27 protein-coding genes are annotated in these 23,899 nt (G+C 56.8%); 15 read left to right on the plus strand and 12 right to left on the minus strand.

Annotated features, from left to right (window positions below; genetic code table 11):
- Nucleotides 1-389: 389 nt before the first annotated feature.
- Complete coding sequence (locus ACJ8OK_RS22595; protein WP_015376761.1) at nucleotides 390-608, plus strand: TM2 domain-containing protein; 219 nt, start codon at nucleotides 390-392, stop codon at nucleotides 606-608.
- A 50-nt stretch (nucleotides 609-658) separates the two neighbouring features.
- Here the strand turns inward: ACJ8OK_RS22595 and ACJ8OK_RS22600 are convergent, their stop codons facing one another.
- Both ACJ8OK_RS22600 and ACJ8OK_RS22605 read right to left on the minus strand, forming a co-directional pair.
- Nucleotides 659-1,192 carry a hypothetical protein gene (locus ACJ8OK_RS22600; RefSeq protein ID WP_442531070.1) on the minus strand — a complete coding sequence of 178 codons (534 nt, stop codon included), beginning with the start codon at nucleotides 1,190-1,192 and terminating at the stop codon, nucleotides 659-661.
- 440 nt (nucleotides 1,193-1,632) lie between these two features.
- Nucleotides 1,633-2,553 (minus strand): LysR substrate-binding domain-containing protein, encoded by a 921-nt coding sequence (locus tag ACJ8OK_RS22605; RefSeq protein ID WP_442531072.1) that lies wholly within the window; start codon nucleotides 2,551-2,553, stop codon nucleotides 1,633-1,635.
- Nucleotides 2,554-2,668: 115 nt separating this feature from the next.
- Between ACJ8OK_RS22605 and ACJ8OK_RS22610 the strand changes: the two genes are divergently transcribed.
- The gene (locus tag ACJ8OK_RS22610; RefSeq protein ID WP_004930270.1) at nucleotides 2,669-3,391 is read left to right on the plus strand and encodes an isochorismatase family protein; all 723 of its coding nucleotides are present in this window, start codon (nucleotides 2,669-2,671) and stop codon (nucleotides 3,389-3,391) included.
- A gap of 87 nt (nucleotides 3,392-3,478) precedes the next feature.
- Nucleotides 3,479-4,576: a hypothetical protein gene (locus ACJ8OK_RS22615; protein ID WP_442531074.1), complete on the plus strand. Its 1,098-nt coding sequence runs from the start codon at nucleotides 3,479-3,481 to the stop codon at nucleotides 4,574-4,576.
- Between the two features lie 60 nt (nucleotides 4,577-4,636).
- On the opposite strand, the gene ACJ8OK_RS22620 is transcribed toward ACJ8OK_RS22615, so the two are convergent.
- Nucleotides 4,637-5,605: a helix-turn-helix domain-containing protein gene (locus ACJ8OK_RS22620; protein WP_085336590.1), complete on the minus strand. Its 969-nt coding sequence runs from the start codon at nucleotides 5,603-5,605 to the stop codon at nucleotides 4,637-4,639.
- A gap of 446 nt (nucleotides 5,606-6,051) precedes the next feature.
- Between ACJ8OK_RS22620 and ACJ8OK_RS22625 the strand changes: the two genes are divergently transcribed.
- The 8 genes from ACJ8OK_RS22625 to pqqE all read left to right on the plus strand — a co-directional run bounded on the left by ACJ8OK_RS22625 (nucleotide 6,052) and on the right by pqqE (nucleotide 12,541).
- On the plus strand, nucleotides 6,052-6,510 hold the full coding sequence (locus ACJ8OK_RS22625; protein ID WP_171453374.1) for a helix-turn-helix domain-containing protein: 459 nt from the start codon (nucleotides 6,052-6,054) through the stop codon (nucleotides 6,508-6,510).
- Nucleotides 6,511-6,982: 472 nt separating this feature from the next.
- Nucleotides 6,983-7,606, plus strand: coding sequence for an isochorismate family cysteine hydrolase YcaC (ycaC, locus tag ACJ8OK_RS22630; protein ID WP_033634071.1), 624 nt, complete (start codon nucleotides 6,983-6,985; stop codon nucleotides 7,604-7,606).
- Between the two features lie 186 nt (nucleotides 7,607-7,792).
- Complete coding sequence (locus tag ACJ8OK_RS22635; RefSeq protein ID WP_260953821.1) at nucleotides 7,793-9,217, plus strand: glucose/sorbosone family PQQ-dependent dehydrogenase; 1,425 nt, start codon at nucleotides 7,793-7,795, stop codon at nucleotides 9,215-9,217.
- A 104-nt stretch (nucleotides 9,218-9,321) separates the two neighbouring features.
- The gene (pqqA, locus tag ACJ8OK_RS22640; RefSeq protein ID WP_004930284.1) at nucleotides 9,322-9,399 is read left to right on the plus strand and encodes a pyrroloquinoline quinone precursor peptide PqqA; all 78 of its coding nucleotides are present in this window, start codon (nucleotides 9,322-9,324) and stop codon (nucleotides 9,397-9,399) included.
- 58 nt (nucleotides 9,400-9,457) lie between these two features.
- Nucleotides 9,458-10,369: a pyrroloquinoline quinone biosynthesis protein PqqB gene (gene pqqB / locus ACJ8OK_RS22645; RefSeq protein WP_442531076.1), complete on the plus strand. Its 912-nt coding sequence runs from the start codon at nucleotides 9,458-9,460 to the stop codon at nucleotides 10,367-10,369.
- A gap of 9 nt (nucleotides 10,370-10,378) precedes the next feature.
- Nucleotides 10,379-11,134 (plus strand): pyrroloquinoline-quinone synthase PqqC, encoded by a 756-nt coding sequence (gene pqqC / locus ACJ8OK_RS22650; RefSeq protein WP_085058685.1) that lies wholly within the window; start codon nucleotides 10,379-10,381, stop codon nucleotides 11,132-11,134.
- Entirely contained in the window at nucleotides 11,134-11,412 is a 279-nt protein-coding gene (gene pqqD, locus ACJ8OK_RS22655; RefSeq protein WP_085336586.1) for a pyrroloquinoline quinone biosynthesis peptide chaperone PqqD, read from the plus strand. Before pqqC ends, pqqD begins: the two co-directional genes overlap by 1 nt.
- Complete coding sequence (gene pqqE, locus ACJ8OK_RS22660) at nucleotides 11,405-12,541, plus strand: pyrroloquinoline quinone biosynthesis protein PqqE (RefSeq protein ID WP_085336585.1); 1,137 nt, start codon at nucleotides 11,405-11,407, stop codon at nucleotides 12,539-12,541. Before pqqD ends, pqqE begins: the two co-directional genes overlap by 8 nt.
- 66 nt (nucleotides 12,542-12,607) lie before the next feature.
- Here the strand turns inward: pqqE and ACJ8OK_RS22665 are convergent, their stop codons facing one another.
- The 6 genes from ACJ8OK_RS22665 to ACJ8OK_RS22690 form a co-directional block, all read right to left on the minus strand.
- Nucleotides 12,608-13,312, minus strand: a complete 705-nt coding sequence (locus tag ACJ8OK_RS22665; protein ID WP_060558664.1) for a hypothetical protein — start codon at nucleotides 13,310-13,312, stop codon at nucleotides 12,608-12,610.
- A gap of 16 nt (nucleotides 13,313-13,328) precedes the next feature.
- Entirely contained in the window at nucleotides 13,329-14,504 is a 1,176-nt protein-coding gene (locus ACJ8OK_RS22670; protein ID WP_442531079.1) for a hypothetical protein, read from the minus strand.
- On the minus strand, nucleotides 14,501-15,787 hold the full coding sequence (locus ACJ8OK_RS22675) for a hypothetical protein (protein WP_442531081.1): 1,287 nt from the start codon (nucleotides 15,785-15,787) through the stop codon (nucleotides 14,501-14,503). The genes ACJ8OK_RS22670 and ACJ8OK_RS22675 overlap by 4 nt, the downstream gene beginning before the upstream one ends.
- Nucleotides 15,788-15,840: 53 nt before the next feature.
- Entirely contained in the window at nucleotides 15,841-16,365 is a 525-nt protein-coding gene (gene cybB / locus ACJ8OK_RS22680) for a cytochrome b561 (protein WP_442531089.1), read from the minus strand.
- Nucleotides 16,366-16,633: 268 nt separating this feature from the next.
- On the minus strand, nucleotides 16,634-18,235 hold the full coding sequence (locus ACJ8OK_RS22685) for an ABC transporter substrate-binding protein (RefSeq protein ID WP_103085974.1): 1,602 nt from the start codon (nucleotides 18,233-18,235) through the stop codon (nucleotides 16,634-16,636).
- A gap of 128 nt (nucleotides 18,236-18,363) precedes the next feature.
- The gene (locus tag ACJ8OK_RS22690) at nucleotides 18,364-18,744 is read right to left on the minus strand and encodes a winged helix-turn-helix transcriptional regulator (RefSeq protein WP_033634059.1); all 381 of its coding nucleotides are present in this window, start codon (nucleotides 18,742-18,744) and stop codon (nucleotides 18,364-18,366) included.
- An 84-nt stretch (nucleotides 18,745-18,828) separates the two neighbouring features.
- On the opposite strand from ACJ8OK_RS22690, the gene ACJ8OK_RS22695 reads away from it, so the two are divergent.
- Nucleotides 18,829-19,590 carry an NAD(P)H-dependent oxidoreductase gene (locus ACJ8OK_RS22695; RefSeq protein WP_442531083.1) on the plus strand — a complete coding sequence of 254 codons (762 nt, stop codon included), beginning with the start codon at nucleotides 18,829-18,831 and terminating at the stop codon, nucleotides 19,588-19,590.
- Nucleotides 19,591-19,634: 44 nt separating this feature from the next.
- On the opposite strand, the gene ACJ8OK_RS22700 is transcribed toward ACJ8OK_RS22695, so the two are convergent.
- From ACJ8OK_RS22700 to ACJ8OK_RS22710, 3 genes are all read right to left on the minus strand, one after another.
- Nucleotides 19,635-20,288, minus strand: a complete 654-nt coding sequence (locus ACJ8OK_RS22700; protein WP_033634057.1) for a hypothetical protein — start codon at nucleotides 20,286-20,288, stop codon at nucleotides 19,635-19,637.
- A 263-nt stretch (nucleotides 20,289-20,551) separates the two neighbouring features.
- Nucleotides 20,552-21,202, minus strand: coding sequence for a hypothetical protein (locus ACJ8OK_RS22705; protein ID WP_033634056.1), 651 nt, complete (start codon nucleotides 21,200-21,202; stop codon nucleotides 20,552-20,554).
- 161 nt (nucleotides 21,203-21,363) lie between these two features.
- A complete protein-coding gene (locus ACJ8OK_RS22710; protein ID WP_004940639.1) occupies nucleotides 21,364-21,612 on the minus strand; it encodes a hypothetical protein in 249 nt (82 codons plus the stop codon).
- Between the two features lie 194 nt (nucleotides 21,613-21,806).
- Here ACJ8OK_RS22710 and ACJ8OK_RS22715 point away from each other — a divergent pair, with 194 nt between their 5' ends.
- From ACJ8OK_RS22715 to feaR, 3 genes are all read left to right on the plus strand, one after another.
- Nucleotides 21,807-22,211 carry an Exc2 family lipoprotein gene (locus tag ACJ8OK_RS22715; protein ID WP_033634055.1) on the plus strand — a complete coding sequence of 135 codons (405 nt, stop codon included), beginning with the start codon at nucleotides 21,807-21,809 and terminating at the stop codon, nucleotides 22,209-22,211.
- A 107-nt stretch (nucleotides 22,212-22,318) separates the two neighbouring features.
- Complete coding sequence (locus ACJ8OK_RS22720) at nucleotides 22,319-22,960, plus strand: protein disulfide oxidoreductase DsbA (RefSeq protein WP_015376779.1); 642 nt, start codon at nucleotides 22,319-22,321, stop codon at nucleotides 22,958-22,960.
- A gap of 138 nt (nucleotides 22,961-23,098) precedes the next feature.
- On the plus strand, nucleotides 23,099-23,899 hold an 801-nt coding region (feaR, locus tag ACJ8OK_RS22725), incomplete at its 3' end, for a transcriptional regulator FeaR (protein ID WP_442531086.1).

Here is a 23,899-nt window from a genome sequence, read left to right on the forward strand (position 1 = left end):
AATGCGAGTCACCTAGATTGCCAGTGGGAAGTCACCAGGGAAAATAAAATAGTCGACAGGGATATGGCCCCCTAAGAGGCAACACGCTTAGCGCGGCGTCAACGGCTGGCGTGATAGTCATGAATATATGCGAATTATTTACTTTAAAAACAAAAAGATATTAAATTGTTGAGCCTGCGCCACAGGAATCTTCCTCCTCTTGCCGTACGTCATTTGCCTGCCTTTCCGCGGTTAAACAACCGTTTAATTAATCACTGTTATAATTACCCCTGTTGAGCCTTGATGGGTGAATGTTTTCCTCCTCAAGCATTGCGATGCGGCGCTCTGTGGAGCGGCATCCGTTTTTTGGACATGCCGGTGGTTCGGTGAGAAGTTAGGAGAAGTGCACTATGAGCAGAAAAGACAAGCTCGCGGCGGCCCTGCTGGCCATCTTCCTGGGTGGGCTGGGCATTCACAAGTTTTACCTGGGCATGAAGTGGTGGGGACTGTTCTACCTGCTGTTCTGCTGGACGGGGATCCCGGCGATTGTCGGCTTTATCGAAGGTATTATTTATCTGTTCCAGTCGGAAGAGAAATTCAACCAGAAATACAATCCTGGTCTGATTTAATGCTTTTCTGACGGCGCCTCCTGTTAAGGGAAGCGCCGTTTTTCATCCCGTTACTGTTTCTTCATCATCATCTTGCCGCGCATCTCTTTGCTCATCATTTTATTCGAGCTGGAGATCACGCAGTTATATTGCTTGCCTTGGTTAATGATCATAAAGGTGCTGACCGGATTTTTAAAATCCTTGTCGATGGTGAAATAAATATACGCCTGTGGCAGCGCAGCTGGTTTAAAGGCGCCGAAGGCATACACATCCGCCAGGCCCAGCGCGGAGAGATCGACCGTCAGCTCCATCGGTTTCATGGAATCCGGCGATGGGAACATCGATTTGGCCGACATCATCATGGTGCTGCTGTTGATGGTGTAATCGGTTTTAACCTTCATGCCCATATATTTCGATTCCGGCATGGAGAGTTCTTTTTTGCAGGCGGCGTCGTGCTGCTGCGCCGGGCTGCCGTTTTCCATCACGGCGTGCACATGTTCCAGCGTCACTTCCGCGTTGCCGGTGGTAGGTTGCGCATCGGCCGCGTAAGCCGCGCCGCTGAAGGCGGCCACAGAGGTAAAGATAATGCCCGTAACGATTTTCATTGTCGGTCTCCGGAATGCTAATAATGATATTAATTGCGGTGTGTAGCCTATTGGCTTGATAAAACGCAAAGTGACCCGTTCCATGGAGATAAAGCCTCCTCGGAATATTGTTGATAAAATATTTCCTCGCCCGCTAAAAAACGGACTTTTTTAATTGCTGTCAGTGTCTTTGTCCAACTGCATATAAATAGTCTGTCTAAACATAGTCAATGTTTGGAATATGCACAAATTATTGCAGTTTTTTTTCTTTGTTTGTGCCTTTTGCTTTTAGGCTGAGAGAAATATCCCATGCGATACAGTGTGTTGTGTTTTTAACGTGAGATTTTATATGAGGCGTTATTTATGTGAGTGGTATGATCACATAAACGATGCGATAAGTGATTATATATTGCCAGGCTTATTATTGACGTTATTAAAGAATAACGCGGCGAGAGCCGCGTTTATCGAACGTTCAATAACGGCGGTATTTCCTGGTAAAAAAAGTCGATCAGCGCTTTTACCGCTGGTGGCACTCCGCGGCGCGAGGGATAAAGCAGCACCAGCTCGCCGTTTTGCGGATGCCACCCGCGCAGCACCTCTTGCAAATCGCCACGCGCAAGCGCCTGGCGGCAGGCGTAATAGGGAATGCCGCAGATGCCTTGCCCATCAAGGGCGGCGCGCAGGATCACCTGCAAATTATCGCTGCTTAAGCGGGGTGAGAAGGGCACGGTGACCACGGCGTTTTGCGGCCCGTAGAGCCGCCAGCTCGGTGCCCCCTGTTGTGGCGGGTAAAGCAAACAGGGCATATCGCTCAGCTGTTGTGGTGTTGACGGCGCGCCGTGTCGCGCCAGCCATGCCGGGCTGGCGGCCAACAGCCATTTGGCGGTGCCGAGTCGCCGCTGGATAAGCCCTGCGGCCTCGTTGGCGATGCCAAGCCCGCGGACAGTGAAGTCCAATCCTTCCTCCAACAGATCTATCCGCCGGGCGGTGACGTGCGTTTCTACGTTCACTTTGGGAAAGCGCGCCATAAATGCCGGCAGGAGCGGAGCGATCACTTCGTCCGCCAACAGCGGCGACGCGCTGAAGCGCACGGTGCCGTTCGGTTCCGCCAGCGTGCGCAGCGCCGTCTGCTGCGCCTGATGCGCTTGCTGCATCATGGCGACGCAGTGCAGATAGACCTCGCGGCCCACCTCGGTGAGCTGAATACGCCGCGAGGTTCTTTGCAGCAACCGCAGGTTGAGTTGACGTTCCAACTGCGCCACCTGGCGGCTCAGGCGAGAGGTCGGGATGCCCAGCGCTGTGCCGGCAGCGGTAAAACCTTTGTGCTCAACCACCTGAGTGAAAAAATACATGGCGTTGAGATCGAGTGTAAATACCGTCATCACACACTCCATCATGATCATTTTTGCAATGATAGCTTCTATTATCGCCTATTTAACCCTGATCGATGCGGTTTTATCCTGCAGGCACACCATTGTTGAAACGAGGATAAACATCATGAAAAACCTTTACCGCACTTTGGCTCTGGCCATCGCCATGGCCGGGGCGGCGCAACCGGCCTTCGCGGCGCCGGCAGCGCCACAGCCGCATACTCAGGCACAGCCGGCGTCCGGCCCCTTGCAGCTGTTGGATCGCCACAACTCGGTGCTGCTGTTGGTTGACCATCAGATCGGTCTGATCACCGGCGTGCGCGACATGGAGAGCGCAACGCTGAAACATAACGTCGTGGCGCTCGCCAAGGCGGCCCAGGTGATGGGCATTCCGGTGATCGTGACCTCGACCGGCGCCAACGGTCCTTTCGGGCCGATCATTCCGGAACTTAAGGCTGCGTTGCCGGGGGTGAACATTATCGATCGCCACAGCGTCAACGCCTGGGACGACGCGAACGTGCGCAAAGCGGTTGAGGCCACCGGCCGCAAAAAGATCGTGATCGCCGGCGTATCGCTGGAAGTGTGCGCCGGCTTCCCGGCGATCACGGCCAAAGCGGCAGGATACGACACCTATGTGGTGATCGACGCTTCCGGCACGTTCAATCAGTCCAAGCATGAGGCGGGCATGGCGCGGCTGGTGCAGGCCGGAGTGATCCCAACGGATTACGGTACGGTGGGAGTAGAGTGGCTGGGAGATAACGGCGATGCCAAAGCCGGCGAGCTGTACGGCGCGCTGGATATGCCGGCGACGACTTTGGTGAATCAGCTGTTCCAGGCCAAGGGCAAATAGCGCCTGGAGTGATAGCGATATTTTTTTCAATCCTTCCAACCGCCTGCGCTAGAATCAGGCGGTTTTCTCTTAGAAAAGGATATCGCCATGGCCGCCTGGGCCCTTTTGATCGTCGGTTGGGTGTTGATTTGGCAGGATCACCCGATTGTCGGCGTGCTGTGCATCGCGCTGTTTGCCGTGCTGCAATGGGTGAAGTACGCCGCTAAAGGCGCGCAAGACCCCGAAGAGGCCGCAGAGTGGCGCAAGACCGACTGGCATTCGCAGCCGATTGAAATGGCGCATGCCGGTGACTGTGACCGGCAGATAGGCGGCGTGGGGGAGTTGGGCATGGGCGGCCCCAGTTTTTGGACGCTGCTGCTGCGCGACGGGGCGATGGTGCATGGCGCCAGTGCCGAGCCGCAGGACGTGGACGGCGGCAGGTTGCGCCTGATCCCGACCCGCAGCCGCGAGGGAGAGGGGCTGACGGTGTACGAGCCTGCCGCCCAGGTGATGTACGCGCTGCCGGCGCTGACCGATCGTGAGCAGGGAGCCTTGGCCGCCGGTTCCGCCGAGGCGCTGGCGCGGCTGCGGGCGAAGTGTCGGCAGGTTGAGGCCACGGCGTTGCGGCAGGTGCGCGGTCTGTGGGTGCCGCAGTGGATAGAGGAACCGGCGGATCGTCTGGAGATCACCTTGCCCAGCGGCCGCGCGCTGACGGCGCGTTTGATGTTGCCGCCCGATCTGCGCTATGCAGACGATCCCGCCGCGCTGCTGCACGCACCGCCTTATGCGTTGTGGCTGGATAACCGGCCGACCGATCGCTTCGTGTGCGATCTCGAACGCGTGGCGGAATCCCCGGCGGGTGATGCCTTCAGCGTCGGCGGTTGCCAGCTCCGCGGCGAGCATATCGTGGATGGCCTGTACCACCTCTATTTCGCCGGCGAGTGGTTCTGCCTGCTTTCTTATGCGCACAAACCTGCAGGTGGGCGTGGTTCAGACACCACCTTTTTCGTTGAACGGGTCGAGCCGCAAGACGGCGGCGTGTTCGTGATTGAATGGGATGCCTACAGCGTGGGGCCCGACGGGCGTGAGCCGCGCGTGCCGGCCCCGCCGGTCTTGGTTATCGCGGTGAGCTGGCAGGAAGCGCCGCTGCAGCTGACCACGGCCAATAACCGCGTGACCGTGCGCCTGCCCAACGCTACGGCGTAATGTAACATGGTGAGCTCGCCGGCCTGCAAGGCGCGCGTTAATGCTCACATTTTGATTCGCTTAAGGGCGTTTCTTCCTGATCTTGCCGGGAGACTCGCCAAAATAGGTTTTACACACGCGATTGAAGTGTGAAACATCGACAAAGCCTGCCCGTTTGGCGATATCTGCGATGGAGAGTTCGTCAAATTCTTCGGTATTGAGCATACGTAATGCGGAGTTGGCGCGGTAGTTGATTAACGCCTGGCCGAAACTGGTGCCTTGATTGGCCATCACGCGGTGTAATGTTCTGGTTGAAATGCCGACCTCTCGCGCGATATCCGTTGCGGTCAGAACTAAATTCATGTGTCTTTGATGCAGACTTTCCACGATTTTCTGATAATTTCTATCGCGGCTAAATTTGCGGGACAAGGCATCTTCGCTAACCAAATCGTGATAGAGCAGCGAGAGCAGCATGCCGATTTGATCCAATATCATTGGCGGTTGAAAGTCGATTGTGCTCAGATAAGGCGGAGAAATCTGTTCCAGATAGGTGGCTAATACTTTCCCCCAGCCTGAAAGCTCGCTCAGGTTTTGTTCGATCATTTTTTCGGGATTGGCGACCCAGGTGTTGAGCCATTCAGCAGGCAATGCCAGCGTGCGATTAAGGAAACCCTCCGGCAAAAGTGAAATATATTCCTTGCGCGTATCGAGCAAGATTGCGCTTCCCGCAGGCACGGTGATCTCTTGGCCGTATCGATTAATAAATCGCCATGTGGCGCCGGCATACACGAGGTGGTATTCGTCGCTGGCGCTACGTAGAATATTCTTTCTGTCACGCTGTGAGCGTTTGGCTGAACCATTAATGTCAGTAATGGAGAATTGCCCGGCCTTGAGCGTTGACAGATGGCACCAGAAGCGGGAGTGATCGTCGATGGTGGTTGTAACGCTGATCAGGCTTTGTTTCAGCAGGCGATCAAATTCACTCAGCCGCTCTTCTGCAAGCATGCCGGCAGTTGACCAGTTAAATAAGGAGGACTTGTCCTTTCGCATTGCACCGCTCTCCATTTTACGTTGTCCGTTAACGTTTATTTTTCTCACATTGCCTAAAAAATGACTGTCTGACTGGGAATGTTCCTATTGTCTTCTATTAAAGCTGCACTCCTTTTCCTCTGCGCCGTAAGCCATCATCCTATAATGATAAGAGATAGGTTCCTTCTTAAGATGTAAATATCATAAATTATAGTTGATTGCATCGCTTGAACGGGGATTTATCAGATGATGTTTCTGATGTCATTAAGTTCTCTTATGTAATACAAGGGGGGATTGTTTTAAGGGGCTTAAGTAAACCGCCGTGATGATAATTATTTAAACCGGAATTTGCTTTGGGCGTCACTCAATTGGCTGTGAGTGACAGGTTGCGGGATAATTTGACAGCACATTCTTTTTCTGCCATTGGTTATTTGTGCAATGAAGTTAATTAAATGAGGAGGGAGAAGATGTCTGACGAATTTAACGGAAAGATCAGCGAGCGCGTCGTTCGAGAAATTATTATTTGGATTGATAATAACTTAGGTGGGGATTTGAGTATTGATGCCATATCCAGAAAGTCAGGTTATTCTAAATGGCATCTGCAGCGAGTGTTTAAAATGCGGGCCGGTATCAACCTGGGCGGTTATGTCAGAGAGAGAAGGGCGCTCTTTGCGTACTATGCTTTGACGGAAACGGATATACCAATAATTGATATTGCTTTTATGTTAGGCTTCAATAGTCAACAGGCATTTAGCCGAGTGATTGATAAAACATTCACGCTTTCACCCGGTGTTATTCGTCGGTTAAGCAGAAACGGCACGGTTTCTTTTCCGGCATTGATTAATAACGGCTATTGTTCAACGACCTCCATGAATCCCGCCATGCGGGTCTCTGCCATGGAGGGAATGCGTAAATTATTAATATAGTTAAATTCTAATTTTAATTGACGTCTGGTGATTGCCCCTTTTGCTTTTGATGCCTTGTCACTTTGAGCAAAAAAAATGGCACGTTTAACCCTATTAAAAAGGACGCTCTCCATTAGACTGAAAACAGTGAAATGCACATGGCGATCATGGAAGGGTAATAATTTGATTTTTAAATATTTTTTTCAGTTTTTACCGGGTTTTAAGAGCTGATAGTCCCCTTGGTTATATAAGAAAACGTTGATTTCTTTTAAGGTTTTTTCACAAGATAAGCCAATTTTGTTTCAGGGGGGAGGTAAATGATTGATGGAGTGGCTTATTTAATCAGCCTTTTGTTAATATTCCGATTTTGTGTCTTCAATTTGCTTCTCTGCTGAAAGAGACTAAAATTGATTCTATGCTTTGTCATCTTTCAGCTTGCCTTAACGCTGTAGTACTGTGCCCAGTCCGTTCAGTCCATTTGAAGGAGTGAGATATGTCAAAGAAATATGTTCGCCTTGATAAAAATGATGCCGCTGTGCTATTGGTCGACCATCAAACGGGGTTGCTTTCACTCGTCCGTGATATCGATCCCGACAAATTCAAGAATAACGTTCTGGCGCTTGCCGATCTGGCAAAATACTTCAATTTGCCTACGGTGTTAACAACCAGTTTTGAGATTGGCCCGAACGGCCCATTAGTGCCTGAATTAAAAGAAATCTTCCCCGACGCTCCGTTTATTCCCCGCCCTGGTAATATCAACGCTTGGGATAATGACGATTTTGTTAAAGCCGTCAAAGCCACCGGTAAAAAGCAATTGATTATCGCCGGGGTCGTTACGGAGGTTTGCGTCGCATTTCCTGCGTTGTCAGCGCTGGAAGAAGGTTTTGATGTATTTGTCGTGACTGATGCATCGGGAACCTTCAATGAAATCACGCGTCATTCCGCATGGGATAGAATGTCTCAGGCCGGTGCGCAGTTAATGACCTGGTTTGGCGTTGCCTGCGAATTGCATCGTGACTGGCGTAATGATATTGAAGGCTTGGGCAAGCTGTTCTCTACGCATATTCCGGATTACCGTAACCTGATGACCAGTTTTGATAAAATGAATGGGAAGTGATATTGACCATTCTCAATGGATGTTAGTGGGAAGGTAATTTGGCATGACGACGATGCTGAACACGTATGCATCATGCCAATATCGTTTCCTTTACCACGAAAATATCCGTGATTGAGCCTAAATCTAAATTTGGCCTTTTTTATTTATATTCATCCATAAAAGTTTCTGGGCATAGGATGGGAAATTATGAATAACAAATTCAGTGTGATGTTCAACGCGATTGCCATATCTCTGATGACCTGCGGTATGGCCTATGCAGCGGATACTTCTCACTCGCCGAAAGGGGAACAAGCGGTTGTTCAAACGGCAGAACCTTTCAAGGCCCATGTTTTGATTAATGGGCTTGATGCGCCCTGGGACATGATTTGGGGGCCGGATGGCGACCTCTGGGTAACGGAGCGCAAGGCTGCGTCAATCGTTCGTATCAACCCGCAAACGGGTGAAAAGCAGGTGGCGATCAAGATTGACGGCGTGCATGTCGGGCCGCAGCATGAAGGGGTATTGGGGCTGGCGCTGTCTCCGAACTTCATGAAACCGGGAGGGGATAACTATGTCTACGCCTCCTATACCTATATGAATGGCAATGACGAGCACGCAAAAATCGTCCGTTTCGAGTACGACGAGAAAACCAAAAAACTGGGGAATGAGAAAGAAATTCTGGCGGGTTTCCCGGCAGGCAACGATCATAACGGCGGGCGCCTGCGTTTTGGGCCTGATGGCAAGTTGTATTACACGATCGGCGAGCAGGGCCACAACCAGGGTGCCAATTTCTGCAAGAAAATTGACGCTCAGCGAATCCCGACCGAAGCCGAGCTGGCTAAAAAAGATTATTCCTCTTACGCCGGTAAAGTCATTCGCTTAAATGTCGACGGCACTGTTCCAAGTGATAATCCGGTGATTCACGGGATAAAAAGCCATCTTTTCACCTACGGTCACCGTAATCCGCAAGGTCTCGTTTTCGTCGGCAATACGCTGTACGCCACAGAACAAGGGCCTTCATCCGACGATGAGTTGAATATCCTCGAAGCCGGCGGCAACTATGGCTGGCCTCATGTCGCAGGCTATCGCGACGATCAAGCATATGTTTACGCGAACTACTCCGAGGCTAAAAATTGCCCGTCTCTGCAATGGGATCCGAACCATATCCCGGCGGGCGTACCGATCCAGAAAGAGACCGAATGGAGCGCACCTGATTTCAAAGCGCCGTTGAAAACCTTCTTTACCGTAAGAGAAGGGTTTACTTATAACAACGCCAGTTGCCAGGGCGATTCATCCTATATGTGTTGGCCGACAATCGCGCCTTCCAGCATTGCGTATTATCCTGAGAATGGCGTGATAAAAGCTTGGCGCAACTCGGTTATTATCACTTCCATGAAAATGGGGGCATTGTACCGAGTGCCGTTAAATGCGGATAAGAAGGATGTGCAGGGGGATGCGATTAAATATTTCCACACCGCGAATCGTTACCGTACGGTGTTGGTGAGCCCTGATACGCGGAAAATCTATGTAGCGACAGATAATTTTGGCAACGTTATGGATGAAACCAACCATCCTACGCACGATCACAGCAACCCCGGTTCGATTCTGGTCTTTGAATATACCGGGCAGTAGTAGTGAATAAGGGAGATATCTGATGATATCTCCCTGAATTGAGCCGGAATAGAACGGATTTTTTGGCTTAGCTGCCGTTACTTTACATAAAGAGGGTAAACATCATGCTGTTATGGCAAAAACCTGAGTTTGTTGACCTGCGCCTGGGGCTGGAAGTGACGCTGTACATTTCCAACCGTTAATCGCCCGTCTGCCCGCCTTTCGCGCGGGCATTTCTTTCCTTCTTTTTCTGGTTCAGACATGCAGATAAAAGTTCTCGGCTCGGCAGCGGGCGGCGGCTTTCCCCAGTGGAATTGCAACTGCGACAACTGCCGCGGCGTTCGCGACCACAGCATCACCGCCACGCGCCGCACGCAGTCCTCCATCGCCGTCAGCGATGACGGTAAAAACTGGGTGCTGTGCAACGTTTCCCCGGACATTTGCCATCAGCTGCTGGCCTCGCCCGAATTGAACAATCCCGACGTGCTGCGCGGCACCGGCATCGGCGCGATCGTGCTGACCGACAGCCAGATCGATCACTGCGCGGGCTTGCTCAATTTGCGTGAGGGCTGCCCGCATCAGGTCTGGTGCACCCCTGAAGTGCATGACGATCTCAGCACCGGTTTCCCGGTGTTTCCCATGCTCTCCCACTGGAACGGCGGGTTGATTCACCACCCGGTGACGCCCGGCGAACCGTTCCGCACGGCGGTCTGCCCAAGCGCGCGCTTCACCGCCATTCCGCTGCTCAGCAACGCGCCGCCCTATTCGCCGTACCGCGATCGCCCGCTGCCGGGCCACAACGTGGCGCTGTTTATCGAAGATACCGCGCGCGGGGCCGGTCTGCTGTACGCACCGGGCCTGGGTGAGCCGGACGAGGCGCTGATGCCCTGGCTGCGCCGGGCGGATTGCCTGCTGATCGACGGCACGCTGTGGCGCGACAATGAGCTGGCCAACGCCGGCGTGGGGCGCAATACCGGCAAGGACATGGGGCACCTGGCGCTGGCGGAAGAGCACGGGCTGGCGGCCCTGCTCAGCGCCTTGCCCGCCAAACGCAAGATCCTGATCCACATTAACAATACCAACCCGATCCTCAATGAAGACTCCGCGGAACGGCAGAGCCTGACCGCCGCCGGCATCGAAGTGAGCTGGGACGGCATGAACATCGAACTGTAGGGAATCGCCATGACGCAACCACGCCCCCTGACGCCGCAGGCATTTGAAGCGGCGCTGCGCGCCAAAGGCGCTTATTATCATATCCATCACCCGTATCACATCGCGATGCACAACGGCGAAGCGACCCGCGAGCAGATCCAGGGCTGGGTGGCCAACCGCTTCTACTACCAGACCAGCATTCCGATCAAGGATGCGGCGATCATGGCCAACTGCCCGCAGCCGGAAACCCGCCGTAAATGGGTGCAGCGCATTCTGGATCACGACGGCTACGGCGGCAGCGAAGGCGGCATCGAGGCCTGGCTGCGCCTCGGCGAGGCGGTTGGGCTGCAGCGCGACGCCCTGCTATCCGAGCAGCGGGTGCTGCCCGGCGTGCGTTTCGCGGTGGATGCCTACGTCAACTTCGCGCGCCGCGCCTGTTGGCAGGAAGCGGCCTGCAGCTCGCTGACCGAATTGTTCGCGCCGCAGATCCACCAGTCGCGCCTCGACAGCTGGCCGCAACACTACCCGTGGATCGACGCTGCCGGTTACGACTATTTCCGCAGCCGCCTCGGCCAGGCCAACCGCGACGTGGAACACGGCCTGGCGCTGGCGCTGGACTATTGCGATACCGTTGAAAAGCAGCAGCGCATGCTGGAGATCCTGCAGTTCAAGCTGGACATTCTGTGGAGCATGCTGGACGCCATGAGCATGGCCTACACCCTGAACCGCCCGCCTTACCACAGCGTGACCGCCGCGCGGGTCTGGCACAACCAGAGGCTGGTGTAATGACGCTGAACCCTGAACACACCCCCGTCTTCCGCCGCGGCTACCGCCTGCAATGGGAGCCGGTGCAAAACAGCCACGTGATCCTCTACCCGGAAGGCATGGCCAAACTGAATGACAGCGCCGCCGCCATCTTGCAGCTGGTCGACAGCCACACCACGCTGAACGGCATCATCGCGCAGCTGAACGCCCGCTTCCCCGGCGCCGAAGGCTTGGCGGACGACGTGCTGGAGTTTTTCCAGCGCGCCTACGAACAAAAATGGGTGACCTTCCGTGACTGAACCACGTGCGCCGGCGGTGAATCCGCCGCTCTGGCTGCTGGCGGAGCTGACCTACCGCTGCCCGCTGCAGTGTCCGTACTGCTCCAACCCGCTCGATTTTGCCGCGCAGGAAAAAGAGCTGACGACCGAACAATGGATCGCGGTGTTTCGCCAGGCGCGGGCGATGGGCAGCGTGCAGCTCGGCTTCTCCGGCGGCGAGCCGCTGGTGCGTAAAGACCTGCCCGAGCTGATCGCCGCCGCGCGCGATCTCGGGTTTTACACCAACCTGATCACCTCCGGCATCGGCCTGACCGAGAAGAAACTGCAAACCTTCGCCGACGCCGGGCTGGATCATATTCAGATCAGTTTTCAGGCCAGCGACGAAACGCTGAACGCCGCGCTGGCGGGCTCCGCCAGGGCGTTTCAGCAGAAGCTGGCGATGGCCAGGGCGGTCAAGGCGCTCGGCTACCCGATGGTGCTCAACTTCGTGTTGCATCGCCATAATATCGGCCAGATCGACCGCATCATCGAACTGGCGATCCAGCTGGATGCCGACGACGTCGAGCTGGCGACCTGCCAGTTCTACGGCTGGGCGCACCTGAACCGCGAAGGGCTGCTGCCGACCCGCGGACAGATCGCCGAGGCAGAAGCGGTGGTGAAACGCTATCGCGAGCGCATGGCCGCCGACGGCAAACTGGCCAACCTGCTGTTCGTCACGCCGGATTACTACGAGGAGCGGCCTAAAGGCTGCATGGGCGGTTGGGGGGCCATCTTCATGAGCGTGACGCCGGAAGGCATGGCGTTACCCTGCCACAGCGCCCGTCAGTTACCGATTACGTTTCCGTCGGTGCTGGAGCACGATCTGCAGCATATCTGGTACCACTCCTTCGGCTTTAACCGCTATCGCGGCTATGACTGGATGCCGGAGCCCTGCCGGTCCTGTTCGGAGAAAGAGCAAGACTACGGCGGCTGCCGCTGCCAGGCGTTCATGCTGACCGGCAACGCCGACAACGCCGACCCGGTGTGCGGCAAATCGCCGCACCACGGCACCATTCTGGCGGCGCGTGAAGCGGCGAATCGCTCGCAGATCGGTATCGATCAGCTGCGTTTTCGCAACCAGACCAACTCCCGACTGATCTTCAAGGGATAGCGTTGGTGCTGTCTTCACTGAGATCTGCCGGAACGGCCTTTTGAAAATTACGCCACGGTCTAACGCTTAAGGCAGCACCCTGACTTCGCCGTTGTGCAAGGTCAGCACCGCGATCGGGCTGCCGGAGAAGCACTCCTTAAAGAGCCAGCCGCTGGGACGAAACGCCGCTGCGGGCAGCCCGGCCTGCCACTCCTCCCACTGCGGGGTCGGCTGATCCGACGGCAAAGAGAAAGAGACCAGCCAACCGGCTTCGCAGTGCGCCCTTTGGCCGGTTGGACGGGTGAAGGTATGCGCATCCGCCAGCTCCATCACCGGCGGTAAAACCTCAAAAGCGATGATCGGCACGCCGGCCACGCTTTGCGGCTGAGGGAAGCGCACGGCGGTTACACCGTCCATCGTGATGGGGCTGTCTTCGGTGCCGGGCTGGCGCGGCTCCTGCCGGTTTATCCAGCTTCCCTTTGGCAGGGTGATTTCGCCGAACGGCCTGGCCGCCTCGAGCGTCAGGTAGCTGCGCCGATTCCAGCGTTCTTCCGCCCGCTGGCTCTTGAGATCCTGGATGGCAATGTCGATCAGCATCAGCGCGAACGCTACCGGGTAGATCGCCAGCGCCGAGGCCAACAGATAGCCGCCCCAGGAAAGCGGCGGGCGCGGGCGGCCGCAGCGGGCGGCGGCATATCGCCAGCCCCACCAGGCGAGCAGGATGCCGGCGAGCAGCAGGGCCAATAACAGCGCCAGCAGGCCGGCGACGCCGGCGCCATAACCTAACAGCATGGCAAGTTCCTTATGTTCACGGCGTGGTGGAGCGATAGCGAATGAAGTAGGGCCGCGCCGGGGTCTCCCCGTCATCGCCATAGTGGCTTTCCGGTTCGATCACGGTTTGGCGTGCGTCGTCGCGCCCGTTGTAGCGGTACTCCAACGGCTGTCGGTAGCGCACTTCGGATGAGCGCAGATCGAAAATCAGCGAAAGACGGGCATCGCCGTTATCCGTTTGGGCGACCAGCTTATCGTTGCCCGCCCAGAGCTGATACAGCGATTTATCGCCGGTCTCCAGCAGCACCTTCAACTGCCCGTCGGATTGATAACGCAGAAGCTGATACAGTCCTCTGTCCAGCGTTTGGGCGATCAGGTAGATGCCGCCGTCCGGGGCCTGCGCGCTTTCCTCCACGCGCACCAGCAGCCAATGCAGTTCAATCACCTCGCCGGTTTTACCGTTAACGGCGATGTGTAACGCGCCGGATCCGAGCACCGGGTTCATCCAGAAATGCACGCGATCGCCATCAACGGCGGTGAAGATTTCGGGTACGGATTTGCGCTTACCGGAGGCGTAAGCCGTCGGTGAGTCCTCCTCGCCGCGCTCAAAGCCCAGCAGTTGCCGCGCGTCCAGCAGCGCCGGCAGATCCAGCGTCTGCCGCCAATGGGCGCCGAAGTCCGGGCTGTAGAATACGCCTTCGGTGCTGATGAGATACAGCGCGCGTTTTCCCGGTTGCGCCACCAGTTTGCCGCCGACAAAGGAAGGCCGGTTGTCGTCGCCCTCCGGCCAGGGGATCAGCGCCCCGATGGTGCCCCGTTGCACATCAACCAGCCTGCGGCCCTTAGAGAGAAAAAGCACGCACTCCTGCTCGCCGCAAACCGCATCGTGGATCAAGTCGTCGAGTTCCCCCAGCATCTGTAACCCTTTTGGGCCGGCAAACAACACCTGGCTGAGATAGTTGGCCGCCCAGCCGTAAAAGCTATTGTACGCGCGGTCTTCACTTCTTTTGCTGGTGAGCAGCAGGGCGCCGTCCTGCGCCGGGTAGCTGTGGATGAGATCGTAACGGGCTATTGTCGGCAACGCCTGGTCGCCCTGAGTCCATTGCCACTGCGCATAGCGTTGCTCAGGGGCGAGCAAATAGACGCCCAGCGCGCTGGCCAAAAACAGCGTCAGGATAATAAGGGGTCTTTTATAAAGCGCTAACGTCATCATTTCAGCTCCGTCACCTGAGCCTGCCGCCATAAACTGCGGCGCAGATTTCGCAGGTATTTAAACGTTTTAAACGTGCGGTGCTGGTCAAAAGAGTACAGGCGGCAGATCTGGGCGAACCCCTCGATCAACAGCGCCAGGCCGCTGACCATCAGCATCAGCAGCAGAATAATCGGCGGCAATTCGCTGCCGAGACGCTTCAGGGTCCAGGCATCCAGGTGAAAGCCGGCCGGGGTATCGGCGTTATCCACCACCATCATGCCGAGTACAAAACACGCCACGATTGCCCCAAAAATGAAGACAACGCGCGCGCACAGGTTAAGGCCGGCTTCGGTGAAGTAGCGATTGCCGCCGATGAGATAGGTTTGGCGATCGCGATGATTGATGATCCCACGCACTTTGGGCAACTCGGGAATGACGTCGTTCTCGCAATACAGCACCTGCAGCGGATCGCCTTTGGCGATGAAAAGCGGATGTTGCCGACGAAATACCGGGTGCAGTTTGGTATTGGGGACATTGAGCGCGCGGGTCGTCAACGCGAAGTGCGTCTCCTTCTGACGCCACGCATACGTATCCAAATACTGCACCTGCCGCGGGATCTCATAGTGGCAGAGTTCGTAGTTCAGGGCGTTGACCGTCTCGATGCCAGAGGTCTCGACGCCGTCCGGGAGGGGGGGCGCGGTCTGCAGCGGTGCGGTCGCCGGCACAGCGTCTGCGCGGACGGCCCGGTATTTGATGCCGGGGATTTTCAGGCTGAGCGAGCCGGGCGGCGTGACGTCTTGCCCCTGCAGCACGCGATCCAGCGCCCGGAGCAGACGCCTGCGGCCGCGGTGCCCGATCAGCAGGAGCTCCGAACCGACGAACAGCACTATGCCGATGCCGATAAGGCCGGCGATGATGGCGATAAAGAACAGGACGATGGTCAGCCAGGAATCTTCCCCGTCCATGATGAAAAAGGCCGCCGGGAAACCGCCGGCCAGCACCGCGCCCAGCAGCAGCAGGGCGAAGTATTTCAGCTTGTATTTCAGCGTCCTGTCAGGCTCCAGCCGGCCTTTCGTGCCGTGCAGCAGCCAGTGCAGCCAGTAGCTGCCGTCTTGCAGGCGGTGGGCACCGATCTTCACTCGATCGCCGGTGGCGAGCCTGGCCAGCAGATTTTCGCTGTCGCTGAAGTCGTCGCGGTAAAAAAAGAACGTCTGGCCGGAGGCGATGATCCTCACCAGATTGTCGGGCGCCGTCTGCTGGCAGGCGCATTGTTCGACGGTCACATTAAAAAATTGGGTTTGCATGTCATTCCCTGTCAGTGGGCGTGGCCCGAAAATTCATCCCTGGCGCCAGGTATTCAGCGTTTTTTCATCAGCGGCAGCATGCGCACCAGCGCATTGTCCTTGACGATATAGTGGTGGAACAGCGCGGCGGCGGTATGCAGGCCGATCAGCCAGTAGCCGAATGACGCCAGCGTTTTGTGCCAGCCGATAATCATTCGTGCCTGCGGCCGATCGGCCACGTCGGCGAACGGCATCGACAGGCCGAACAGATACCACTCCTTGCCGCCCAGATAGCGCGAATACACCCCCAGTACCGGCAGCGTCAGCAGCAGCAGGTAAATCAGGGCGTGCGTCAGGTGCGCCAGGCCGGTTTGCCACTTCGGCGGTTTGGGCGCGATGGCGGGCGAGGGGTGGCGCCAGCGCAGGAGCAGACGGGGGATCATCAGCGCAAACACCGTTACGCCGCAGCTGAAGTGGGTGACAACCAGCGCGTACCAGGGGGCGCTGCCCGGTTCGGCATAGCCGCGCAGCTCGATGGTGACGCAGGTGATGACCAGCAGGATCGCCACCAGCCAGTGCAGGCGAATTTGCAACGGCATGTAGGTGTTCTGCACCGGGTTACCTTTTGATGTTAAAGGGTCTGTGTGCCGATGGTAACGAAATGTTACATCGGAGGAAAGCGCGTGCGCGCAATTTAGGCAAAACGCCAGGCTCAACTCACTTATTAAGCTATTGGTTTAGTGGGCTATGCGCCTGGCGATAGGTGGAGTCGTAAGTTGTGAAGTTAATGCGCGGTAGGTTCAGAGGCTGGCAGCTTATTAAGCGATGAAGCGGGTAGCGCCGCAGCCCTCGCTGCGGCGCCCGGGATCAGTTCAATTTGGCCTTGGCGAAGTCGCTGCCGTTCACGTCCACCACGTAGCCGCTCAGGTTGCTGCGGGTGGCGTAGAACACTTTGCCGGTGGCCAGCGGCAGCCACGGCGCCTGCTTGGCGAAGATCACCTGCGCCTGTTGATACAGCCTGGCGCGCGCCTGCGGCTGGTTCTCCTGGATCGCCTGCTGGATCAGTTTGTCGTAATCCTTATCGCACCAGCGCGCCACGTTGGCGCCGCTCTGCACGCCGGCGCAGCCGAGCAGGGTGGCGAAGTTGTCTGGATCGCCATTGTCGGACACCCAGCCGTACAGCGCGCTCTGTTGCTCACCTTTGCGCAGCCCGGCCAGATACTGGCCCCACTCCCAGGTGACGATCTTGGCCTTCACGCCCACCTTCGCCCAGTCGCTCTGAATCATCTCGGCGATGCGCTTCGAGTTCGGGTTGTAGGGGCGCTGTACCGGCATTGACCAGATGTCGGTCTCAAAGCCCTGCTCCAGCCCGGCTTGCTTCAGCAGTTCGCGCGCCTTCTGCGGATCGTAGGCGTACTCCGGCAGTTTATCGTTGTAGCCCAACATGCCCGGCGGCAGCAGCGAGTTGGCCGGGGTGCCGCTGTCTTTGAACACGGCGGCGACGATCGCTTTCTTGTCTACCGCGTAGCTCAGCGCCTGGCGCACCAGCAGGTTGTCGAACGGTTTTTTCTGGGTGTTGAACGCCAGATAGCCGACGTTCAGCCCGGTAATGTCGTGCAGTTGCAGGTTGTCGTCGGCCTTGATGGCGGCGAATTGCTCCGGCAGCGGTGCCGGGATGATCTGGCATTCGTTGGTTTTCAGCTTGGCCAACCGGGTTTGCGGATCCGGCGTAATCGAGAAGATCAGGTGCTTGCTGGCCACGTCGCCCTGCCAGTAGTGCGGGTTGGCGATGTAGCGGATAAGCGAATCCTGCTTGTACTGTTGCAGCGCGAACGGCCCGGTGCCGATCGGCCAGTTGTCGACGTATTCCGGCGTGCCCTTTTTCAGCATCGCGTCGGCGTACTCGGCGGACAGGATCGAGGCGAAATCCATCGCCCAGTCGGCGACGAAGGCGGCGTTGGGCTGGCTCAGCGTGAAGCGCACGTGGTGTTCGTCCACCGCTTCCACCTTGGTGATCAGCTTATCCAGACCCATGTCGGTGAAGTATTCATAGTTGCCGCCGGAGACCTTGTGATACGGGTTGGCGGGATCCTTCTGCCGCATCACGGTGAACACCACGTCTTCGGCGTTGAAGTCGCGCGTTGGGGTGAAGTATTTGTTGCTGTTGAATTTCACGCCCTGGCGCAGGGTGAAGGTGTAGGTCTTGCCGTCCGGGCTGACGCTCCACTCGGTGGCCAGCGAAGGGGCGGGCGTTTTATCGCTTTCGCGCAGCGTCACCAGGCGGTTGTACAGCACCTGAGAGGTGGCGATAAAGGTCGGCCCGGAGCTGGAAAGCTGCGGGTTGAACGATTCCGGCGAGGCGACGGTGCAGTACACCAGTGCATCGGAAGCGGCCAGCGCGCCGCCCGCCGACAACAGGCCGCAGCCGGCCAGCGCCAATCCGGCGATAGGGTGTTTTAAAAACGTCAAGGCAAGATCCTCAGGTGGAATGAGCCGTTACCGGCGAATTGATTTAACTATAGATAACGGATGGCGAGATGGGGAACAAGCGCCTCATCGGTGCATTCTGTGCGCCCCGCGTTGCCTGCCAAACCGCTTTAATCGGCCTTGCGTTTGCGGTCTGCATCATAGCGTTCGCGGGCGGCGTCCAGCTCGGGGAAGTGGTATTCCGCCCACTTATCCAGCGCCGTCAGCGTCTCGACCAGCGAGCAGGCGACGGCGCTGAGGCGGTATTCCACATGGGCCTGATTCTTTTCACTTAAATCCAGCCGCTCGAGCAGCCCGTTGCGTTCCAGCTGGCGCAGCGTTTGCGTCAGCACCTTCTGCGAAATGCCGTCGATGCGGCGCAGCAGCTCGCCGTTGCGCATCGGCCGCTGCGCCAGCGCGGGCAGGATCAACATCACCCACTTGCCGGAAATCAGCGCCAGCGCATCGCGCGCGGAGCACTTGCTCGAATAGACGTCGCCGGGATAAGCCATTGGGGGTTACCTTCAGGTGCGTAATTGCCAAGGGGGCGATAAAGCCACAGCATAACAGCACCACCTTACAACGGGAGAAACAGGATGAACGTGCTGATTGTGCTGGCTCACCCCGAGCCGCATTCTTTCAATGCCCATTTGGCCGAACAGGCGCGGCAGGCCTGGCTGGCGCAGGGGCATCAGGTGAAAACGGTCGATCTGTATCAGGAGGGGTTTGATCCGCGCGAGGGCGCCGGCCACTACCCCAGCAGAAAGCAGGCGGACAGGTTCGATGCGATGCAGGAGCAGCGCCATCACTGGACGATCCAGGCGCTGCCGGCGGAGATCCGGCGGCATATCGAGCTGCTGCGCTGGGCGGATACGCTGGTGCTGCAGTTTCCTTTCTGGTGGTTCGGCGCGCCGGCCATCATCAAGGGCTGGATGGATCGGGTGTTCGTTTACGGCGGGCTCTACGACAGCCGCCACCGCCATGAGAACGGCGTGATGCGCGGCAAGCGGGCGCTGCTGACCGTCACCGCCGGCGCTTCCGCACAGGCCTGCGCGCCGGACGGGCGCGACGGCGACATGCGGCTGATGCTGTGGCCGATCATGCATGCGCTGCACTATATCGGCTTTAGCGTGCTGGAGCCGTTCCAGGTCTATGGCGTGCGCGGCGGGCTGGCGGGCGAGGAGCGGCAGGCGCAAAACGCCGCGTTGGCGCAGGTGACGCAGGCGTATCGGGCTGGCTTAAGCGACCTTGCCGCCTGGCCGGCGGTGCCGTTCAACCGTAATGAAGATTTTGACGCCGATCTGGCGCTGAAGCCCGGCGCGCCGGTCTACAGTCCGTTCGTGCGGCACCGTGTATAGGCTAAAACCTCATTCGGAGACTATAGAAAGGTGCTGGCGAGGGGCTATTGTTTGCTTTCGGGCGTTTTTCCTGCCTCTGACAATGCCAGTACGGTGCCAAGCAGCATCAATGTGCATAATAGTGTAAAAAACAAAAACAATGTCATCCCGGCATAAAAGTTGAATGGTTCGGTGGCTCGCACGATGTGGGACAGACAAGCTACGTGTGGACGGCAGCCAGAACGGAAAATTAGCTCTCCGGTTTGCAGACCGTGCCAAAATATCCTACCGGATGCCCATAGCCCATATAAAGACAGTGGAGCACACACTACCAGTAATATCGCCATGCCTTTGCCGGTTAACGGGGGAGTGTTTGAACGCATTCTTTTCATCCGCTGCAACCTTTGCGCATTGGAAGCACTCCGTTTTTTTTCACGTTGCGCGTATTTTATTTCAGCGTCCTGCAACATTTTCACATGACGTAATGCAAACTCACGTTGTATTTCCTCCATTGCCACCAGCCTTATAGCGTTGGAGTATTCTTTGATACGCGCTTTTTTTTCTTTCAATATCAGTCCTGCTTGGGCAGATATCATTTGGTGTGCCTGTTTCTGGCTTTCTGCTATGGTTTTCTTTTTGGCGCGGAGGCTGGCTGGTGTGTTGTCCAGTGCGTGCAACTGTTGCTGTAGGTCAGCAGCCCATTCTTCCGGTGTTTTCATTCCCTGTATACCTTATGGTTAGTGTGTGTAGGTAAGCCTTACAATTTATTTAGACTGGAGGGACTGTCGATAAAATTACTACTTTCTTACTCTTTCATATTGCTATGGCTTTTCCAACTCACTGTTGGTGTCTTGCGTTAGTGCGCACTTTGACGTCGATCTGTCGCTGAAACCCGGCGCGCCGGTGTACAGCCCGTTCGTGGGGCACCGGGATATTTGTCAAATACAACCTGGCTACCGAAAACACACTGGGAATCAGAGTGTCATTGTTTTTTTTCAGGCGTATTTCCAGCTTGTGATAAGCTCAGAGCAATGCCGAGCAACATCAATGCGCATAACAGCGTTGCGAACAAGAAAACCGCCATCCCGCTATAAAAATAGAACGGTTCATGGGCTTGCACGATGTGGGAGAGGCAAGACGACAGAGGAGTGCGGCAGGAATTAAAAATTAATTCGCCGGTTTGCAGGCCAGCCCAAAATACAGAGCCGAATTGCCACAATCCGCATAAAGACAGCGGGGCAAATAAGAACAGTAAAATTGCTATGCCGCCGCTGGTTAGCGGAGCTGTATTTGAACGCATTTTTTTCGTGCGACTCAGCCTGCGTGCATTGGAGGCGGCCCATTTTTTTTCTCGCTGTTCACGTTTGGTTTCAGCGCGTTGCAACATTTTAGCGTGCTGCAATGTGAACTCACGTTGCATTTCCTCTATCGCCACCGTTCTGATGGCTTTGGAGTATTCCCTGATGAGCGCCCTTCTTTCCACCCCGGTCAGCGCTTGAGAGCGCACTAATTGATGTGCAAGCCGTTGGCTTTCTTTTATTGTTTTCTTTTTGGCGCGAGTACTGGCAGGCGTGTCGTCCAGCGCGCGCAGTTGTAGTTGCAGGTCAACGGCCCATTCTCCCGGTGTTTTCATTCCCTGAATACCTTATGATTAGTGTATGTAGTAAGCCTTTCGATTTAGCCTGGGGTGTAGAATTATTGGTCTCTCACTTTTTCATAACGCTATGGCCTTTTCAACCCACTATTAGCGCCCTGTGCTAGCGGGCGCTGTGTGCTGAGATATCGCGATCCAGCTTAGAACCCGGCCTTCAGCAGTTCCTCGCGCAAATCGTCGATAATCGCCGGTTCGATGTCGGGGAACTGCTGCTGAATATCGGCGATGGCTTCGGCCACGCTCGGGCCGGCGAAGGTGCCGGAGAAGGGCAGCAGCGGCAGATTCGCGTCGCTGTCCGGCAGTTCACCGCGGATGGTGCCGGTGATCATGCCCGCTTTTTTTTCCGCCGTGAGGTCGTACTCCCCCACGCTTTTGTCGATCGGTTTCATTGGCCGCCTCGCTGTCGGTGAGTGTTTACCCTGTTCTGTTAAAGCATAGTGTTTCAGGCAATGAATACCAATCAATGTATATAATATTAATATAAAACAAAGTGATGCGTATTTTTGTCGTTTGACGTTCACCGGGGGCTGGCGCTATGCTCTTGGCGCTAAAGGAACCTTCCTCACTGACAGGGACAGACGACATGAAAAGACTGAAAAGCGCGGCGCTGCTGTTGCCGCTGTTGGCGCTCAGCGCCTGCACCCACTCCCTCAGCAGCGCAGAGCAGCATGCCAAACACTACGTTTATCAAACCCGCGACGACTTCGATCCGCAATTCCGCACCGATGTGAACGGCAGCATTAAAAACGCCGTGCCGATGTTCGAACAGTTCTATCAGCAGGGGAAAAAGGATCGCGCGGCGGGCGTGGCGCGCAGCGAAGCGCAGAAAAAGGCCGACTACCTGGCCAGCGCGGAATTCCAGCAGAACATGCAACACAAAACCATTTTCATCAATCGCGCCTACAGCAGCACCGACAATCCTAAACGCCGCCAGGTGCTGTCGCAGGAAGCGGTAGGCGCCTATTGGGACGGCTACGAAGGGCGCTGACTTAATCCCACATAAACAGAAGGTAATAAAAACTGGCCTTCTGGCGGTTATTTGATTATAAAAACCGCCGCTAAGGACGATGTTCATAGAAGAAACCAGGAGTGTTTATGTTGGCAAAAGTTAAGCGTTCGTTCGCCGCCGCCGTCGTATTGATGTTGGCGCTGCCCGCGGTGCAGGCCGCGGATTACCGTGCGGGCGAGCAATATACCCGGCTGGATAAGCCGGTGGCCGCCGCACCGGCGGTGGTGGAGTTTTTCTCCTTCTACTGCGGGCCTTGCTATCAGTTCGCCGAAACCTACCGCGTAGGCAGCACCGTGGCGCAGGCGCTGCCCGCCGGTGAGAAAGTCACCAAATATCACGTCAGCCTGATGGGCAAACTGGGCAATGAGCTGACCGAAGCCTGGGCGGTGGCGACGGTGCTGGGCGTGGAAGACAAGATTGAAGGCGCGATGTTTGACGCGGTGCAGAAACAGCGCGCCGTCAACGGCGCCGACGATATTCAGCGGGTGTTCACGGCGGCCGGCATCGATGCCGCCACCTACGAAAACGCGCGCCACAGCCTGCTGGTCAAAGGATTGATCGCCAAGCAGAACGAAGCGGTGAAAGCGTTCGAGGTGCGCGGCACCCCGTCGTTCTACGTGGCAGGCAAATACAAGATAGATAATGCCGGCATGGCCAGCACCAGCGTCGAAGGTTACGCCAAAGAGTACGCGGCGGTGGTGCGCCATCTGTTGGATACGCAGCCTTAAGGCGATGCCTCCCCGGTGCCCGGTGATCTGTGAGCGCGGCGCCAAATTCCCCGCTCGCCATTGATTGTGTGTTAACGGATTGTTATGGTGTTTTTCTGTTCAACGGCGCAGCTCCGCTGCTGTTTGAAGGGAGAGATCATGACGGCATTGGCAACGCTCCGGGACGTCGGCTTCGAAGAGTGGCTGGGGAAAATCAACACCGCCTGCGGCCGATTCTGCGCGAAAACGTTGGGGCCCGGCTTTCGCGGGGCGATGCAGGAGTTTCGCGCCCATGCCCTGCGCCTGAGTGTGGTCGACGTGTCTCAGACCCGGTTGTACCGCACGCCGCGTGAGATCGCCCGCAGCGACGGCGCGCACTTTTTCACCGTCATCCAGCTGCGCGGCAGCGCGTTGATGGAGCAGGGCGATCGCCAAACGCTGCTCTCCCCCGGCGACATGACGCTGATCGATGCCTCACGGCCCAGCAGCTTCACCTTCCAGCGCGATTCGCGCCAAATCTCCCTGTTGTTGCCGCGCGGCTGCCTGCCGCTGCCGCCGCCTGGTGCGCAGCGTCTCGGGGCCGAGCTCAGCGCGGTGCGCCTCAGCCGCCAGCTGGTGCTGAGCAGCATGCAGGATCCTCAGCTCGCCGCGGCGGAAAGCGAGGCGGTGCTGAATGCGCTGGCGGCGCTGCTGCGCCCGGCGTTGGCGCTCGAACAGGCGCGTCCGGAGGGGCAACAACCGGTCTTCGACAAGGCGCTGGCGTTGATCGACAGGCATATTCAGTCGGCGCAGCTGCGCCCTGAGTGGGTGGCGGCCGAGTTGGGGGTGTCGCTGCGCAGTCTGTATCGGCTGTTCGCCCGCCAGGGGCTGGTGGTGGCCCAGTACATCAGGAACCGCAGGCTGGATCTGTGCGCGCAGGCGCTGCACAGCGCCGCCGGGCAAGAAAAGCTGGCCGGAGTC

Origin of the sequence: Serratia sp. CY71090 (assembly GCF_052166845.1) — a bacterium.
Lineage (GTDB): Bacteria > Pseudomonadota > Gammaproteobacteria > Enterobacterales > Enterobacteriaceae > Serratia > Serratia nematodiphila.